This window comes from Caenibius tardaugens NBRC 16725, assembly GCF_003860345.1.
In the GTDB taxonomy this organism is placed as follows: Bacteria; Pseudomonadota; Alphaproteobacteria; order Sphingomonadales; family Sphingomonadaceae; genus Caenibius; species Caenibius tardaugens.
This window is the reverse complement of sequence record NZ_CP034179.1, coordinates 3,451,064-3,468,657: the sequence shown is the minus strand read 5'-3', so window position 1 is coordinate 3,468,657 and position 17,594 is coordinate 3,451,064. Positions and strand designations below refer to the sequence as shown.

The window sequence follows — 17,594 nt, the reverse complement described above, 5'->3', positions numbered from 1 at the left end:
GTTACTCTGCAGCCAGTGCCTGCGGACCGTTGCCGCCATTCCATTCGACATAGAACTGGTAATACCAGCGGCGGAAATCGGCGATCGGGCCATCGCCGTCGCAAATCAGCGCGCGTTCGACAAACCGCTGGCGGTCCCATACCACCTTGTCCTGATCGAACTGCTTGATGATGTCGCGGATCAGCGCACGGGCAAGACCGGCCATCGGGCCTTCGGCCTGTTCCTTGGGCTGGGTAAAGGCAAAGCGCACACGCACCTTGTCATTATCGATCGGGGTCATCCCGGCGATCAGCAGCGTTTCCGAAATACCGCTGAAACGCGTCCATGCCTGACCCGGACCAACGTTGGCATTGGTGATGCGGCCATCGATCTCACCCTTGGGGGTACCCATCTTGGCCTTCACCAGACCTGTGCGGTTGATGCCGTCGAATTTCACTTCTGCGTCTGGCAGGTTGGCCGTGCCGTGAACATAGAGGAAGTGCGCAACGTCAGCGGAGTTTTCCGCCAAAAACTGCAGCGGTGCGTGCACCACCCATTCGTAGCGATCGAATGCGGTATATTCCGGGCTGCCAACCTCAGCGAAATCGATGCGATCCCACTGCGGCGCTTCGCCGTTCGGATGATACCAGAACCACACGAAGCCGCTGCCTTCTTCGGTCGGCCACCCGCCGCACGGGCGTTTTGCCTGCGGCGGAATGACGCGGGCGTAAGGGATTTCCTTGACCGATCCCTCATCGTCATAACGCCATGCGTGGAACGGGCATTCCAGCATGTTGCCATGCACTTTGCCGCCATAGGCCATATGCGCGCCGAGATGCTTGCAATAGGCATCGATAATGCGGACCTTGCCGTCTTCGCCGCGCCACATCGCAAGTTCCTTGCCGAACGCACGCAACGGCTTCACTTCACCAATGGCGATCTCGTCGGAATAACATGCGACATACCAGCCCACGGCATAAGGGATCTTGTCCACACCGCGTTCGGCCGCGCTGACCCCGTTCTGGATATCAGCAAGGCGCCATGCAGCGCGTTCTTCGGGGCTCATCGCACCAACGATCTGCCAGGTTGCGACAGGTGCTGTGCGTGCGTCTGAAACTTGTGCATTCATCTCCGGCACTCCTTAGTCGAGCTTGAACACGCGGCGTGCATTGTCGCGCAGGAATTTAGGCCACACGTCGTCCTTCAGCGGCAATTGTTCAAGTTCGCTGAAAATACGGTCGAGACTGAGACCCATCGGGAAATAACCAGCATAGATAATCTTGTCGGCACCGCGGGTATTGGCGAAATTGATGATCGATTTCGGCAAGTGCTTCGGCGCAAAGGCGCTGGTCGAATAGTAGAGGTTCGGCCACTTGAGCATGAGCTTCACCGCCAGATCGTCCCACGGTTCCGAACCGTGGCGCATCACGATCTTCAGATCGGGGAAGAACCAGCACACTTCATCCAGAAGTTCGGTCCTCTGCGGGGCCATGGGGATACGCGGCCCCGGAACACCCACGTTGATCATGATCGGGATGTCCATTTCCACGCAGGCCGCGTAGATCGGGAACATGTATTTGTGATCGATCGCAACCTGCGGATAAGTGCCCGAAGGGAACACGCTGACGGCCTTGAGGTCGTATTCCTTGTGCAGCTTCTTGATCCGGCGCACTTCATCCATCCCGCCATTGGGATCGATCGGCGCATCGAAGAAGAAACGATCGGGGAAACGCTTTTTCGCTGCGATCGCGGATTCGGTCCAGCGATCATCCAGCCCGATCATCGCCTGCTGGATATTGTGCTTGTCCATCTGCTCGACGGTCCAGCCAATGTAGTCGTCATGGTCGCCAATATCGGGCACGCCCTTGAACATATACTGCGCTGGCATTTCGAAAGCCTGCAGGCTTTCCTTGTCGCGCAGCAGAGGGCGAAAGAAGGTATACCAGTCAGCCCGGTCTTCCCGGGTCGGGATACCCAGCATGGTATCGATTACGCCAATATCCTTCGGCAAACCCATCAGCACTCTCCCACTTAAAATTTAGACTTAAGTCTATATTTTTTCACCAGGATTGCAAGGCGGTAATTATCTTTTAATTTCAGATTGTTATAAAGATTTTGTGACCAATCTCGCCGCCGCAGCAAGCCTGTCTTCCAGCGCATAACCCGACTCGTATCGCCAGTTATGCACAATACCAACATATGTCCCGGTAAGCACTTCCGCCAAGGCCAGTCGTTCGCCTTCCGGCGCATCGTGGACCAGACGCATGAAAGCCGCGTTCAAGCGTTGAATACGCTTGGCCCCCACCTCTTCGTCCCAGCCCTGCACCGTAATCCCGACCATCGGCCGGAACCTGCACCAGCGCGTTTCGAGATCGCGCGCATGGGCGCGGAAAAACTCTTCCACCCGGGGCCCAACCGGCAGATCGAACCCCGCGAAGCGATCCATCTGCGCGATAAAGCCATCGTCCATCTGTTCGATAATCGCACCGACGATATCGGCCTTGCTCGGGAAATAGTTGAACAGGGTGGCACGGCTAATCTTCGCCTGTTCGGCAATCTCGTCCATCGTCGTCGTATTGACCGACTTTTCACCGAACTTCGCAAGCGCCGCTTCCAGAATGGCGGCGCGATTCTTCGCCTTGTTGGATTCCCGGCGGGGAAGAGCTTCGGTCTTGGTCATGCAACACGATCCCTGTTTCTGGCTACTGCCTTAACAGCGTGTGGCCAGATCGCAAAAGAGCATCCCGCATGCCAAACAAACTCCATCCCCTGCAAGGCACAGGACCGCGATCTCATCCGCAGCCTGCACCCTGCCCCTGCATCAGGCGAACGCTGCGACAGCCGGTTTTGGCCGGCAAAAGCGCGTGCTGAACATCAATGCGGCGGCGGCCAGTTCCGCAAAAATGTAGATTGTGAACAGCAGGTCATAATGGCCTGTACGATCAAAAATCTCCCCAGCAAACCGCACCAGTATCGCGCCGAAAATGGCGAGGAATGGTGCCATCAAACCGCGCACCGTGCCGAAGGAGGCCGTACCGAACTGGTCTGCGACCAAGGCATAGAACACCGGACCCATCGCACCGGCAGCCACGCCCAGCATCACAGCGCATCCTGCCAGCATGAAAAACCCGTCAGCGAACAGCAGCAGCAGGTTCAACACCGCCCCCAGCACGTAGAACGCCGTCAGAATGACGCTCCGCTCAATCTTGTCGGCAACGCCGGACAGGGCAAGAATCCCTACGATGGCCGAAATGCCTGTAATCGACATCAGGCTCGTGGCCTCCATCACCGAAAGCCCGTGATCCATGGCCAGCGGGACAAACGTGATGGACAGCGATTGCGCCAGCCCCATCGCCAGCGATGAGCTGAGACAAATCGTCCAGAAATTGGGCATGCGCAGGATTTCGCCAATCGTCATCGGATTGCCCGATCCGGCCATCATCGTCTGCATGCGCGCAAGCACTTCGGGCGTCGCGCCCGGTTCCACATCTTCCGGACCGGGCCGTTCGCGAATGACCGTGGATAGCCCCAGCAGGATCACGGTGCACATCACGCCGGTGATCATCAGGGTGGTGCGCCACCCCTGTTGTTCCAGCAGCCAGCCGATGACCGGCGTCATGATAATGCTGCCAACGGACATGCCCAGCGCGGACAGGACCATGGCACGCCCGCGATTGATGGCGAACCACCGGGCCAGCAGCACCGAACTGGTCAACGCCCCTGCCGAAGGAACAGCGATGGCAAGCGGCAATGCGATCACCAGCGCATCCAGTGTCACCGATTGCGAAATACCCAGGATCAGGAAGCTTGCGCCAAACAGCAAGGCCCCGATGGTCATGATCAGCCGTGCCGAAATACGATCCAGCAACCGCCCCAGAAACGGGCTGAAGGCAGCCCCGCCAAGATTCATCAGGATAAGCGCGCTGTTCATTTCAGCCCGCGACAAACCGAATTCCTGAGAGACTGGAATAACGAACAAACCAAGGGCGCTGTACGTTGCCCCCATTGTCAACATGTTCGCTATCGCGGCAATCACCACGAGCCGCCAACCATAGTACATAAACCAGTCTCTCCCGTTGTATCTTTGCGCAGGAGGCTACACGCCGCCCAGCCTTTGGCAAGCGTGGCAACCAGCAAATACATGATATTAGAGGCGGACAGCCGTGGCGTGAGGATCAACGCACAGCGCGCAAACACCGGCGGCAACGGATCATTCCGAATATTGTGATGGCGACTTTTCAAAGCCGGGCTGCCGGTTGGGTCTTCGATTATGGCCCGATCTGTAATAGATGCTTGTCGATAACAAGGAAAACAGATGGAGAGGCATCACATGGCGAATGTGGGACAATACGGGTTTGGCGCGTTCGATTTTCCCCGTGGCTGGTTCATGATCGGCAGTACGAATGATGTGGGCGAGACACCGGTGCCCGTGCGCTTTTTCGGAACCGACATGGTGCTCTACCGGGGCAAGAGCGGCAAGATACATCTGGTCGAGGCCTATTGTCCGCATATGGGCGCCCATCTTGCGAAGAACAGCACATCCTACATCGTTCTGGATGGCGAACATGTGCAGAATGAATCGATTCGATGCCCGTTCCACGGCTGGCGTTTCGATGAAAACGGCCAGTGCGACAACATCCCCTATTCCGATTTCATCCCGAAAACCGCCTGCCTGAAAACCTTTCCGGTCAAGGAATTTTCCGGTGTGATCTGGACCTGGCACGATCCCGAAGGACTGGAACCCGACTATCCCCTGCCCGCATTCGGCAACCACTATGGCGAGCCGGGCTGGCTCGAATGGGAAATGGTGCATCTCGGCGATCTGGACATCCATGGCTGTGAAATCGTCGACAATATGGCCGACTATGGCCACATGGCGCCTGTTCACGGCTCAACCGAATGCATCTATTTCGCCAACGAATTCATGGATCATGTCGTCCATCAATATTTCGGTACGCGGCACCGCAGACCGATCGAAGGCGGCGTGCACAATATGCTGGTGCTGGACACCTGGCGCACCGGCCCCGGCATTCTGGAATCCGATATGGTCGGCCAGTACCACGGCTTCTGGTTAATCGCGAGCACCCCGATCGAGGACGGGCTCGAACGGATATGGAGCGGGATGATGGTCAGGATGAACGATGGCTCGACCGCGCCGACACCGGAAGAGATCGCCGGCGCGCGGGAGTTCGCCACCATCGGCATTTCCGGGCTGGCGCAAGACGTGGAAATCTGGACGCACAAGCAGGACTGCATCAATCCGATGGCGCTTCCAGCCGATGGCCCATACGGGCGCCTGCGCACATGGTACCGGCAGTTTTACAACCCGCGCGACAAGGCGAGCGAACTGCAGAAACGGGCAAACGGCCGCACAGTCACCCTCGATCGACGGGAAGAAGCGGGCGTGGAATCGGAAGTATGGCCGGTCTGACACCCTGTCAGACCACACCTCGCGCACAGACAGCCTATCGGTTGTGTAAATAGCACGGCAAAACATGTTCTGCGGCGGGGATTGCGCACCCTGCCGCAGCTTTCGCACAAAAATCTGCGGATTGCCTCGGCACCCTTCCTTGTCTTGCGCGGGTGGACTTGCGAAAACGCGCCATGACGAAACTTCCATCATCCGGGCCTTCGACAACACTGTGCGCCCCTGATGTGGAAGAGATGTTCTCGTTCACGGTCTACAAATCCGTTTTCGGATTTCAGCTCAGCAAGGCGGCGGATGGCCTCGCCCGGGCGCTGAATACCATTATCGAGCGCCAAGGCCTGCCGCTCACCGCGCGCGAATTCGTGATCCTCAACCTGCTGCATGAAGAAAGCCCGCTGCCTCAGACGCAGCTGGTTGAACGCAGTTACAAGGACCCTGCGGCAACCAGCCGCCTTGTGTCCAGTCTGCACCGAAAAGGTTTCGTGCGGCGGGTCATATCCGGGAAAGACCGGCGGGTAACCCTGATCAGCCTGACCGCCACGGGGGCACAGGCACGCAATGCCATCGTCCCTGAATTGAGCGCCCTGTTGCGCAGTGCTGTGGGCGATTCCACGGATGATGATCTGCGGGCCGCGCGCCGGGTAATCGGCAATATCATCGACGCCACCCTGCACGTCGAAAGCTGATCATCGCGTAACGCGATCAGTGGTGCACGCCCTCACCGCGTTGCGGCATAGGGACAAAAATGCGCAACAGCACCAGCCAGACCGTAAGCCAGCCCGCCGCCGCCAGCAGGGACACGGTCAGATCGCTCCAATCCGCAATTGCGCCCCAGACCCAGGCACCAATGGCCATCCCGCCGAAAGTAATGGCCTGATAGACCGCGAGACAGCGTCCGAGAATGGCATCGGGCGATCGCACCTGCATCGCAACGTTCAATGTGGTCAGCACCATCACCCAGCCGATGCCCCCCAACACTGCGGCGAACATGGCAGGCACCAATCCATGACTGATGGCAAGGAGCGCCGCGGCCCCGATAGAGGTGAGTGTTCCCACTCCGGTCACCAGTTCACTGCCCAACCCGCGCATCGCCTTGCCGACAAAGAGCGCGCTGACAATGGAACTGATCCCGAACGCCCCCAGCAGCAGACCGAAGCCGATTTCTCCACTGCCCAGCTGATCGCGGACCACGGCCGGTAACAGGGCCTGATAGGCCGACATCCCAAATCCGATAATCGCCCCGCGCAACAAAACCCGGCGAACCGGCGGCGAGCGCATGCAGAATTCCAGCCCGGCCCTGATCGATCGGAACATCGGCCCGCGCACGGGCGGTTCGACTTCCGGTTTCCAGCGCAACAGGACGACAATCAGGGCGATGTAGCTGACCGCGTTCAATGCAAAGGCCAGGCTGATATCCCAAAGGGAAATCAGCAGCCCGCCCAGCGCAGGACCGACGCTGCGCGCAAGATTGAACGCAATCGTGTTGAGGCTGATCGCCTGTGGCAAATCCTCACGTCCGACCTGCGAACGGACCGATGCCTGCCATGCGGGCGAATTGAGCGCGGTGCCGATACCCACCGCCAGCGTGAGCAAGAGGAGCGTGGCCGGGTTGACCATCGCCTCATAACTGAGCAGCGCCAGCAACCCTGAGGCCAACAGCATGCCGAACTGCGCTGTCAACATCACGCGCCGCCGGTCGAAATTGTCCGCGATGGCCCCGGCGATAACGCCGAAAAGCAGGATCGGCAGCGTGGTCGATGCCTGCACCAGTGCGATCAGGCGATGCGAATCCGTCAATTCGGTCATGAACCATGCGGCCGCTACCGACTGGATCATCGATCCGACGTTGGAAAACAGGTTCGCGATCCAGATCGCACGAAAAGCAGGAAAACGGAATGGCCCCAGTGTCCTGCCCGGGCCCGTGATGCCGCTGTCGCGCCCGTGTTCGGTGGACGTCAAGCCGCTGACCTGCCGCGCGCAATCAACCCGGCAAGGCCAACGGAATAAGACCGGCTACCCGGCACCCGCTTCAGCCTTCGCTGCCGCGAGTCACCGGAATAAGCGCCCCTGTGATTGCCCGCGCCTGATCGGATGCGAGGAATGCAATCACATCGGCAATCGCCTGCGGCTTCACCCAGGCACTGGTATCGGCATCCGGCATATCGGCACGATTGGTGGGCGTATCGATGATGCTGGGAAGAATGGCGTTCACGGTCACACCGGTGCCTGCCAGTTCCGCAGCCAATGCTTCGGTCAGGCGATGCACGCCTGCCTTGGACGAGGCATAAGAGCCCATCCCCATCTCCGCCTTTACCGCGGCGCCCGCGCCAATGTTCACAATGCGGCCCGATGCGCTGGCTTTCAGCGGGGCAAGCGCCGCCTGTGTGATCGTGGCAGCGGTCAGGACGTTCATCGTGAACATCCGGTTCCAGTTTTCGATGCTGCCTTCGCCCAGCGTTTCCCAAATGAAGCCACCGGCAATATTGACCAGCACGTCGATGCCACCGAGTTGCACTTCAAGCTTTGCCACGAGATCCCGGCATGCCGTCGCATCGGTCAGATCCACCCCGGCAAAATCAAGGCCGCCTTCGTTGCCGCCCGGTGCGGTGGGCGCGAAATCGACGCGCGCAACCCGGTCACCCTGGCTGGCGAACCGATCCGCCACGACCCGCCCCAGCGCCCCGAAACCACCCGTCACCACAACCTTGCGTGCCATTTTCAATCCTCTTCCCATCTGTTTGCGCCAGCGCTTTTGCCGACTATTCCCCGGAATGCTAGCGGGAAGTTGATCCGGAACAAGGGCCGCGATTCCACAAACGGTATCAATCCACTGTCACGTGCCGACGTTGCCGTTCACAACTTTCTGCAAGATAATCAAGCAGTGCCCGGACAGAGGGCAACAGCCCCCGGCGCGACGGGAAAACCGCATGGACAACGCCCGGGCGCGGGCGCCACGCGGGCAAGACATGCACCAGCCGGCCCGCTTCGACATCTTCCCAGATCATCAGAGTGGGCAATTGCACGACCCCCACCCCCCGCAGCGCCGCGTCACGCAACGCGGCCATATCGTCGGTGACCAGCCGGGGGCGATGCGGAATGACCACGCTCTGCCCCTCCGCCGCATGCAGTTCCCACCGATGATCCTGCCGCGACGGCCCCGTATCGAGGCTGGGCAAACCTGCGAGATCGGCGGGGGACATCAGGCTGCCGCGCACCAATGTCGGACTTGCAACGAGGCACTGCGTGCTCGTGTCCAGCTTGCGCATGACCAGATCGCTCGGTTCGATCGGAGGGAAGCGGACACGGATCGCAACGTCGAAACGTTCGGCAATGACATCGACCTGCCGATTGGTGCTCTCCAAATGCAATTCCACGGCAGGGTTTTCTGCAAGAAACCGGGCAAACAGCGCCCCGAACTGAAAATGGATCAGGGCCACTGGGCAACTCACCCTGATTACGCCCGAAGGTTCGGCCCGCACTTGCGCGACCACCTGTTCCGCCGCCTCCGCCTCCACCAGCATGGCGCGACAACGGTCATAGAATTCGCGGCCGATGTCGGTGATGGAAAAGCGCCGGGAAGACCGGTTCAGCAAGCGGACGCCAAGGCGATCCTCGAGTTGCTGGACCCGGCGGCTGAGTTTCGACTTGGGCACGCCCAGCGCACGACCCGCTGGCGCAAACCCCTGATGGTCCACCACCTGCACGAAATAATAGAGATCGTTAAGGTCCATCATCGTTCTTCTAATAGAACGCTGCGTCGAGTTTAACAATCTTTCGCATTGATCGTTGCGATCATACCTCTCCACCACGACCGGCATCGACGCATAGTCGGGTGCCGAACTGGAGAAGAATGATGACCAAGACAGTTCTCGGCCGGTATGGCAACAATCGCGGCCACTGGGTGGGCGACGGTTTCCCGGTTCGCTCGCTCTTTTCGTACGACACCCTTGGCGAACACAGCAGCCCGTTTCTGCTGCTGGACTACGCCGGGCCGCATTACTTCGAACCCACCGACAAGCGTCGGGGGGTAGGCCAGCATCCGCATCGGGGCTTTGAAACCGTCACGATCGTTTATGACGGGTCGGTCGAACATCGCGATTCCGCTGGCAACGGGGGCATTATCGGGCCCGGCGATGTCCAGTGGATGACAGCGGCAGGCGGCATCGTGCACGAGGAATATCATGCACCGGGCTTCGCAAAGACCGGCGGCCCCTTTCGCATGGTGCAGCTCTGGGTGAATTTGCCAGCCAAGGACAAGATGGCGCCCGCAGGCTATCAGGGCATTCTCGCTGCCGACATCCCGACCGTGACACTACCGGATAACGCCGGTGCTGCGCGGATCATCGCCGGGACATTTGGCACGGTGACCGGCCCGGCACGGACTTTCACCCCGATCAACGTCTGGGATGTCACCTTGAACGGCGATGCGGATACCGTGCTGGACCTGCCTGAAGGCCATACCACGATGCTGGTCGTCCTGCGCGGCCATGTCACGGTCAACGGCAGTCAGGCGGCGGCTGACGGGGAAGTCGTGCTGCTCAGCCGGGAGGGCGGTTCGGTGGCGATCCACGCCGATGGCGATGCCGCTCTGCTGGTTCTGACCGGCGAGCCTCTGGATGAACCCATCGTTGGCCACGGCCCCTTCGTCATGAACAGCGACGAGGAAATCCGCCAGGCCATCGCCGATTACAACAACGGCACGTTCATTCAGGCAAACTGAATGATTGTCCGGCCTCTCCTGCTATGGGAGAGGCCGGATAAGTCCCTGTTTTTCACCGGGCGCTTGCCCCATCGCGCCGGCATTGCACATAGCGGGGCAGATTCAAGGAGAATACCGATGGCAAAGCCTTACGTCCGTCTCGACAGAGACAATGTGGCCGTTCTTCTGGTCGATCATCAGACAGGGCTGCTCTCGCTGGTCCGCGATTTCGACCCCGACAAATTCAAGAACAACGTTCTCGCACTGGGCGATCTCGCGCAGTATTTCGGCTTGCCCACCATACTGACAACCAGCTTCGAAGATGGTCCCAATGGCCCGCTCGTCCCCGAGCTCAAGGCACAATTCCCCGATGCGGCTTTCATCCCCCGCCCCGGTCAGATCAACGCATGGGACAACGAGGATTTCGTCGCTGCGGTAAAGGCCACTGGCAAGAAGCAGTTGCTTATCGCAGGGGTTGTCACGGAAGTTTGCGTTGCTTTCCCCGCCTTGTCCGCGCTTGCTGTAGGATACGATGTCTTCGTGGTTACCGACGCGTCCGGCACGTTTAACGAGGTGACACGGCATTCGGCATGGAATCGCATGACCGAAGCAGGTGCCCAACTCATGACGTGGTTCGGGGTTGCCTGCGAACTCCACCGGGACTGGCGCAACGATGTCGAAGGTCTTGGCACGCTGTTCTCCAATCATATCCCCGATTACCGAAATTTGATGAACAGCTACGCGGCGGTTTCATCCCGCTGACCGGTTTCGGGCCGGAGCCTGGGCGCGCCGCGACCACTCCGGCCTGCATTCGGCAAAGCGCAACGTTTGACTTGCATCGCGGGGCACGGCATTCTCCTAACATGCAGATTCGCACGGGTCTTTTTCGGTTTCGCCTTCACGGAGGGCAGCTTCTCGCGGGCAACTAGCCCCGGGTTCCGGTGCGCCACGCCCCGAGCCCGGGGCGAATTCCAGCTTCGCTGATAAGGCCGCACATGCGGCCTTGCGCCTGCAATCTACCCGAAAGCCACCTGTCATGACCAAGACCAAGGCCGTAAAGCGCCCTCCGATCCAGTTGATCGATGATGAAGTCGAACCGATCACCAACCTCGCCCTGAGCGTGGAAGAACGTCTTCCCCAGGTCAGCGAGCTCCTGCTCAACGAAATCGCCCGCGCGAAAACCTGCCGTCGCGACAAGATCCCTGCCGATGTCGTGACTATGAACGCCACGGTCGAATTCGTCGACGAGGCCAGTGGCACATCGCGCACCGTCCAGCTGGTCTATCCGCGCGAGGCTGACATTTCGGCGGGCCGCATTTCGATCATCACCCCCATTGGCGCAGGACTGATCGGCCTGCGCTCCGGGCAGGCGATCCTCTGGCCCGATCGTGACGGGAACGAGCGTTGGCTGCGCATCATCAGCGTCACACACCCGGCAGAGGCGGCCTGATCACGCGTCCTGCGGGCTGATGCGCAGCGCGCTGTCTTACAGGGCAGCGCGGCGCAGGCGCAGGGCATTGGCAATCACGGATACCGAAGACAGGCTCATCGCCGCGGCGGCAAGCATCGGGCTGAGCAGCAAACCGAATATCGGGTACAGCACCCCCGCTGCCACCGGCACCCCAAGACTGTTGTAACCAAATGCAAACAGAAGGTTTTGCCGGATGTTGCGCATGGTCAGCCGCGACAGGCGCTGGGCCTTCGCAATCCCGACAAGATCGCCATTGACCAGCGTGACGCTGGCGCTCTCCATCGCAACAGCCGTGCCGGTGCCCATGGCGATCCCGACATCGGCTGCCGCGAGTGCCGGGGCGTCGTTGATCCCGTCTCCGGCCATGGCGACAATCCGCCCCTGATCTTTCAGCGCCTTCACCACGCGGAACTTGTCTTCGGGCGATACGTTGGCGTGCACGGCATCGATACCCAACCGCGCGGCCACGGCTTGCGCCGTGCCTTCAGCATCGCCGGTCAGCATGACCACGCGAATACCCGCACGGTGCAGCCGGGATACGGCGTCCGCGCTGGTGGCCTTGATCGGGTCCGCCACCGCGACGAGCCCGGCCAACACGCCATCAACAGCCACGAACATCACCGTCTGCCCTTCCGCGCGCGCTTTTGCCGCACGCTCCGCCCATTGCGGCGCGAATGCTTCGAGCCGTGTCATCAGCTTTTCGTTGCCGATCGCCACCCGGCGACCATCGACGACCGCTTGCGCCCCTTCACCGGTGATCGAGGCGAAGTTCTGCCCCTCACCCAATGCGATACCGCGCGCATGTGCGCCCGCCACAATGGCCGCGGCAAGGGGGTGTTCACTGCCCCGTTCCACCGCCCCGGCGAGAGCCAGAAGTTCGCTTTCAGGGATAATCCCGGCCACTACCACATCGACCAGCCTGGGCTTGCCCTCAGTCAGGGTACCGGTCTTGTCGACAACCACGGTATCGACTTTTTCGAACCGCTCCAGCGCCTCCGCATCGCGGATCAAGATGCCGTTCTGCGCGCCTTTGCCCATGCCGGTCATGATCGACATCGGGGTGGCCAGCCCCAGTGCGCAAGGGCACGCGATAATCAGCACCGCAATGGCGTTAACCAGCGCGAAGGCCAGCGCCGGTGGCGGGCCCCAGACGGCCCAGACGAGGAAAGTCAGCGCGGCAATCGCAACCACCGCGGGGACAAACCGGCTCGCCACTTGATCGGCGAGGCGCTGCACCGGCGCTCGGCTGCGCTGCGCAGCGGCGACCATCTGCACAATCTTCGCCAACAATGTTTCATTGCCGACCTGCCGGGCGACCATCACAAAACCGCCGGTACCGTTGACTGTACCACCAGTTACCGGATCGCCCGCCTGCTTTGCCACAGGCAATGGCTCGCCCGTAACCATCGATTCATCGACATGGCTTGATCCGCTCTCCACCATGCCGTCCACCGGCACTGTCGCACCGGGCCGCACCCGCAAGCGATCGCCCTGCCGCACGGTGTCGAGCGGAACGTCCTCCTCATCGCCATTCGCGCCGATGCGGACCGCAACAGGCGGCGCAAGTTCCAGCAAGGCACGCAAGGCACTGGATGTCTGCCCGCGCGCTTTCAATTCCAGAACCTGTCCCAGCAGGACCAGTGTGGTGATCACGGCCGCAGCCTCGAAATAAACTGCAACACGGCCATGATGATCATGAAATGATGCAGGAAATAGGTCAGGCTTCAGCGTTGCAACGAGGCTGAAACCGTAGGCGATTGCCACGCCCAGTCCGATCAGGGTGAACATATTGAAGTTCCACCCCTTCAGCGATTGCACGGCACGCACGAAAAACGGCCACGCCCCCCAAAGAACCACGGGCGTAGCGAGGGCCAATTGAAACCACTGCCCCCATTCCATCGGCACAAGGCGCGACAGATTCAATCCGGGCACCATTTCACCCATCGCAAAAAGAAACAGGGGTACAGTGAACATCGCGCTCACCACGAAGCGGCGCCGCATATCGACATATTCAGGGTCCGGCCCCTGATCCAACGTGATTTCTTCCGGTTCCAGCGCCATGCCGCAGATCGGGCAAGTACCCGGGCCGACCTGCTGTATCTCGGGATGCATCGGGCAGGTGTAGATCGCGTCTGCCGGCCCATCCGCCGCCTTGCGGGCGGGATCGAGAAATGCTTGCGGTCCGGCTACGAACTTTTCACGGCAACGTGCGGAACAGAAATAATAATCCTGCCCTTCATACACGGCATGATGCGGTGTGGCTTGTGGATCGACTGTCATACCGCAAACCGGATCTATCACCTGCCCCGGATCGGGGGCGGCATGACCATGATCATGCTGATGGCAGCATTGCTGTTCGTTATGCGGGTGGGCCATGTCGACTCCAGACGTGCGCTTGCACTTTGCAGCCATACCCCTACCGGGTATTATATCATTGCGCAATATACCCCCTCAGAGTATAGGAGCAGGCATCACCCGATGGCGAGAAAGCAGGCTGATCGATGCACCAGAAATTCGCGAAAGAAATCGCCCGCATGAAACGCATCGAAGGGCAGGCCCGCGGCATTGCTCGGATGATGGAAGAAGAACGCTATTGTATAGATGTGCTTCAACAGATGTCCGCTATGGAAGCGGCCTTGCGTGCCGCAAAATCCAAGGTTTTGGCCATTCACGCCAGCCATTGCATCGAAGACGCGGTAAGGGGTGGCGATCCCGATGCACAGCGGGAAAAATTCACGGAACTGATTGCGCTGTTCGGCAAGGTTGGCCGCTGAACGATGCGTGGCTTTGCCCACCTGCTGTTGCTGCTAGCCATGGCAATGATGGCGTTCGCGCCGGGGATAGCCAATGCGCTCCCCGCGCCGGTTGCGAAGCAGGATCCAGCAACGGCCGCATGCCATGAAGGTGCTGAAAAATCACCCACTGACCACGGAAAACGGGCGTCTTCCTGCCTCGCGCTGTGCCTTGCAGGCCATGGCGCGGTGATGCCGGAGTCGCTGCCCGACGAACCACCATATACCCCCCTACCCTATAGTACATACGCCATGCTTATGCCCGTACTCGTGTCCTCCGCTGCCGGGATTGATCCGCCGCCGCCGCGCCAATCGTGACATGCCACGTCATCGATTATGTTCGCGGAGGCTGTGGCGCACCACGCGCCTGCTACCCGCCTGACACATCTGGCCCAGTGCCGGAATGAGGATCACCATGGATATCCCAAGACTTGACCGGCGCAGGCTGGTGCAGAATTCCCTCCTGCTCGGCGGAGGCGCGGCGGCATCGCTGCTATTGCCCAGTTGGGCCCGCGCGCAGACCCACCACAACCATCACGCCACGCCTGCCACAACGCCCGGCCGTGGCGTATTGAGCGGCGATCACATCGCCTTGTCGATTGCGCAAACCCCTTTCACGCTGGGCGGGAAGTCCGGCCACGCCGTGACGGTCAACGGCACCCTGCCCGCGCCGCTGATCCGCCTGCGCGAGGGCCAGAATGTGCGCATTTCCGTGACCAATCATCTGGAGGAAGACAGTTCGATCCACTGGCACGGCATTCTCCTGCCGTTTCAGATGGATGGCGTTCCCGGCGTGAGTTTTCCCGGCATTCGTCCGCACGAAACGTTCCACTATGAATTCCCTGTGCGGCAAGCGGGGACATATTGGTACCACAGCCATTCGGGCCTTCAGGAAGCGGTGGGCCTGTTCGGGCCGCTGGTGATCGATCCGGCGCATCACGACCCGGTTGCCTATGATCGGGAACACGTGATCGTGCTGTCGGACTGGAGCTTTATGCATCCCCACATGATCATGACCCGGCTGAAACAGCAGCCGCACTATTTCAATCATGATCAGGAAACGCTGGCCTCGCTCCTCGCGGGCAAAGGACCGTCGGCAGCAGACCGGATGCGCTGGGGCAGGATGCGGATGTCGCCGGCCGACATCGCAGATGTGACTGGCGCCACTTACCGCTACCTCATCAACGGGCAGGATGCCGATGCTAACTGGACCGGGCTGTTCAATCCGGGGGAGCGTGTCCGCCTGCGGATGATCAACGCTTCCGCCATGACCATCTTTAATCTCCGGATTCCCGGCCTGCCGATGACTGTGATCAATGCCGATGGGCAGAATGTTCATCCGATAGAAACTGATGAAATTCAGATAGGTGTAGCCGAAACCTATGACGTCATAGTGACTCCAGACGATGCCGCGTATACCTTCATGGCCGAAACGATCGATCGCTCCGGGTATGCGCGCGGCACCCTGGCCCCGCGCCCGGGCATGGCTGCGGCGATCCCGGCATTGCGGGAAAGGCCAACGCTTTCCATGCGCGATATGGGCATGGACGAAGGCGCCATGGCCGGGATGCGCCACGGCACCGGCCACGCGATGAACCATTCGATGCGCGACGGATCGGCTGCCCCCGGCGTCGATCTCAACCCCGGTGTGGACATGATTGCCCCGATGCCGCTCGACCGGACCAACGACAGGGGGCTGGGTCTGGACAACGTCCCGCACCGGGTGCTGACTTATGGCGATCTGGAAGCGCTTGCCCCCTCAGCCGATCGCCGCCCGCCTGCGCGCCAGATCGAAATCCATCTGACCGGCAGCATGGAACGCTACATGTGGTCGTTCGACGGGAAGCGCTTTTCCGAACAGGTGGAGCCGATTCGACTGGCCCGGAATGAACGGGTGCGCTTCAAGCTCGTGAACGACACGATGATGACCCACCCCATCCACCTGCACGGCTTCTTTTTCGAACTGGTGAACGGCAAGGGCGTGAACCAGCCGCGCAAGCATACCGTCAACGTCCTGCCGGGCGGTTATGTCCGCTTCGATCTCACCGCCGATGCGCCTGGCGACTGGGCCTTCCACTGCCACCTGCTGATGCACATGCATGCGGGCATGTTCAATGTCGTCACCGTGCGACCGCTGGATGGAGAAGGCGCATGAGAACGCTTCTTCTGGCGGGCGTTGCCGCGCTGATATTCGCCGCGCCTGCCGTGGCGCAAAACATGAATCAAGCGGGCCACGGCGCGCCGCAAGCGATGCCCGATCACTCCGAGCATACGGAGCATGGGGAGCATGGGGAGCATGGGGAGCATACGGATCATGCCGGTCACTCCGACCCTGCGCCAGAGACCGACACCCATGGCCACGCAGACCATTCCGGCCACGCCCCGCCTGCGCGCCCCGAATCCAGCCCAGACCCGCATGCGCATCACACCATGGACATGCCCATGGCGGACGCGATCACAGCGCCCAATACACCGCCACCGGTCGCCGCATTTTCAGGCCCGGTCCATGCTGCGGAAACGCTGTTCCCAGCACAGGAGATGGCGGCATCGCGCAAGAGCATGGCCCGTGAAATGGGCCCGATGACCGTCACCACGGTCCGGTTCGATCGGCTGGAAATGCGAAGCGGTACGGGCACTGATGGATGGCTGTGGGACATGGATATTCGCCATGGCGCCGATATCGACAAGCTGTGGCTCAAATCCGAAGGCCATGCTGCCTTTGGCCATAAACCCGAAGCTGAGATACAGGCGCTATGGAGCCACGCAATTGGCCCATGGTTCGACGTGCAGACGGGGGTCCGCCAGCAAATCCGGCGTGGTCCGGACAGAACGCAGGCGGTGCTCGGCGTTCAGGGTCTGGCCCCCTACTTCTTCGAATTGGACGGCGCGCTGTTCCTGTCCACAAAGGGCGAACTCACGGGGCGTATCGAAGCGGAATACGATCAGCGGATTACCCGGCGCCTGATCCTGCAACCGCGTCTGGAGATCAACCTGTCGGCGCAGGACATTCCCGAGCTTGGAATGGGCACAGGCATAACCGCACTACAGGCGGGCGCTCGCTTACGTTACGAGGTGGTTCGCGAATTCGCGCCCTATATCGGGATCGAATGGCAGCGCGACGTGGGCGATACCGCCCGCTTCACGCGCGCGGCAGGTGACGCCCCCGATCGGTTCCTGTTCGTCGCCGGGATAAAGACCTGGTTCTGATCCCCCGCACAACGGCCC

Annotated in this window: 16 protein-coding genes; 8 read left to right on the top strand and 8 right to left on the bottom strand. The window is 60.6% G+C overall.

Annotation, left to right across the window (positions count from 1 at the left end):
- Nucleotide 1: 1 nt before the first annotated feature.
- From EGO55_RS16310 to EGO55_RS16295, 4 genes are all read right to left on the bottom strand, one after another.
- The gene (locus tag EGO55_RS16310) at nucleotides 2–1,108 is read right to left on the bottom strand and encodes a Rieske 2Fe-2S domain-containing protein (protein ID WP_021688306.1); all 1,107 of its coding nucleotides are present in this window, start codon (nucleotides 1,106–1,108) and stop codon (nucleotides 2–4) included.
- A gap of 12 nt (nucleotides 1,109–1,120) precedes the next feature.
- Nucleotides 1,121–1,996 (bottom strand): amidohydrolase family protein, encoded by an 876-nt coding sequence (locus EGO55_RS16305; protein ID WP_021688307.1) that lies wholly within the window; start codon nucleotides 1,994–1,996, stop codon nucleotides 1,121–1,123.
- Between the two features lie 87 nt (nucleotides 1,997–2,083).
- Nucleotides 2,084–2,659, bottom strand: coding sequence for a TetR/AcrR family transcriptional regulator (locus EGO55_RS16300; RefSeq protein WP_021688308.1), 576 nt, complete (start codon nucleotides 2,657–2,659; stop codon nucleotides 2,084–2,086).
- 141 nt (nucleotides 2,660–2,800) lie between these two features.
- On the bottom strand, nucleotides 2,801–4,039 hold the full coding sequence (locus EGO55_RS16295) for an MFS transporter (RefSeq protein WP_021688309.1): 1,239 nt from the start codon (nucleotides 4,037–4,039) through the stop codon (nucleotides 2,801–2,803).
- 270 nt (nucleotides 4,040–4,309) lie between these two features.
- Here EGO55_RS16295 and EGO55_RS16290 point away from each other — a divergent pair, with 270 nt between their 5' ends.
- On the top strand, nucleotides 4,310–5,410 hold the full coding sequence (locus tag EGO55_RS16290) for a Rieske 2Fe-2S domain-containing protein (RefSeq protein ID WP_040714575.1): 1,101 nt from the start codon (nucleotides 4,310–4,312) through the stop codon (nucleotides 5,408–5,410).
- A 173-nt stretch (nucleotides 5,411–5,583) separates the two neighbouring features.
- A complete protein-coding gene (locus EGO55_RS16285) occupies nucleotides 5,584–6,093 on the top strand; it encodes a MarR family winged helix-turn-helix transcriptional regulator (RefSeq protein ID WP_084619798.1) in 510 nt (169 codons plus the stop codon).
- 16 nt (nucleotides 6,094–6,109) lie between these two features.
- Here the strand turns inward: EGO55_RS16285 and EGO55_RS16280 are convergent, their stop codons facing one another.
- From EGO55_RS16280 to EGO55_RS16270, 3 genes are all read right to left on the bottom strand, one after another.
- A complete protein-coding gene (locus EGO55_RS16280) occupies nucleotides 6,110–7,366 on the bottom strand; it encodes an MFS transporter (protein ID WP_021688312.1) in 1,257 nt (418 codons plus the stop codon).
- Nucleotides 7,367–7,436: 70 nt separating this feature from the next.
- Nucleotides 7,437–8,123: an SDR family NAD(P)-dependent oxidoreductase gene (locus EGO55_RS16275; protein WP_021688313.1), complete on the bottom strand. Its 687-nt coding sequence runs from the start codon at nucleotides 8,121–8,123 to the stop codon at nucleotides 7,437–7,439.
- A 106-nt stretch (nucleotides 8,124–8,229) separates the two neighbouring features.
- Complete coding sequence (locus EGO55_RS16270; RefSeq protein ID WP_040714577.1) at nucleotides 8,230–9,141, bottom strand: LysR substrate-binding domain-containing protein; 912 nt, start codon at nucleotides 9,139–9,141, stop codon at nucleotides 8,230–8,232.
- A gap of 119 nt (nucleotides 9,142–9,260) precedes the next feature.
- Here EGO55_RS16270 and EGO55_RS16265 point away from each other — a divergent pair, with 119 nt between their 5' ends.
- From EGO55_RS16265 to rnk, 3 genes are all read left to right on the top strand, one after another.
- Complete coding sequence (locus tag EGO55_RS16265; RefSeq protein WP_021688315.1) at nucleotides 9,261–10,127, top strand: pirin family protein; 867 nt, start codon at nucleotides 9,261–9,263, stop codon at nucleotides 10,125–10,127.
- Nucleotides 10,128–10,244: 117 nt separating this feature from the next.
- Nucleotides 10,245–10,868: an isochorismate family cysteine hydrolase YcaC gene (ycaC, locus tag EGO55_RS16260; RefSeq protein WP_021688316.1), complete on the top strand. Its 624-nt coding sequence runs from the start codon at nucleotides 10,245–10,247 to the stop codon at nucleotides 10,866–10,868.
- Between the two features lie 274 nt (nucleotides 10,869–11,142).
- A complete protein-coding gene (rnk, locus tag EGO55_RS16255) occupies nucleotides 11,143–11,556 on the top strand; it encodes a nucleoside diphosphate kinase regulator (RefSeq protein WP_021688317.1) in 414 nt (137 codons plus the stop codon).
- 36 nt (nucleotides 11,557–11,592) lie between these two features.
- Here the strand turns inward: rnk and EGO55_RS16250 are convergent, their stop codons facing one another.
- Nucleotides 11,593–13,953: a heavy metal translocating P-type ATPase gene (locus tag EGO55_RS16250; protein ID WP_021688318.1), complete on the bottom strand. Its 2,361-nt coding sequence runs from the start codon at nucleotides 13,951–13,953 to the stop codon at nucleotides 11,593–11,595.
- Nucleotides 13,954–14,078: 125 nt separating this feature from the next.
- Between EGO55_RS16250 and EGO55_RS16245 the strand changes: the two genes are divergently transcribed.
- From EGO55_RS16245 to EGO55_RS16235, 3 genes are all read left to right on the top strand, one after another.
- Nucleotides 14,079–14,351: a metal-sensitive transcriptional regulator gene (locus EGO55_RS16245; protein WP_021688319.1), complete on the top strand. Its 273-nt coding sequence runs from the start codon at nucleotides 14,079–14,081 to the stop codon at nucleotides 14,349–14,351.
- A gap of 433 nt (nucleotides 14,352–14,784) precedes the next feature.
- Nucleotides 14,785–16,524 carry a copper resistance system multicopper oxidase gene (locus EGO55_RS16240; RefSeq protein ID WP_021688320.1) on the top strand — a complete coding sequence of 580 codons (1,740 nt, stop codon included), beginning with the start codon at nucleotides 14,785–14,787 and terminating at the stop codon, nucleotides 16,522–16,524.
- Nucleotides 16,521–17,576: a copper resistance protein B gene (locus tag EGO55_RS16235; protein ID WP_021688321.1), complete on the top strand. Its 1,056-nt coding sequence runs from the start codon at nucleotides 16,521–16,523 to the stop codon at nucleotides 17,574–17,576. Before EGO55_RS16240 ends, EGO55_RS16235 begins: the two co-directional genes overlap by 4 nt.
- Nucleotides 17,577–17,594: the final 18 nt, after the last annotated feature.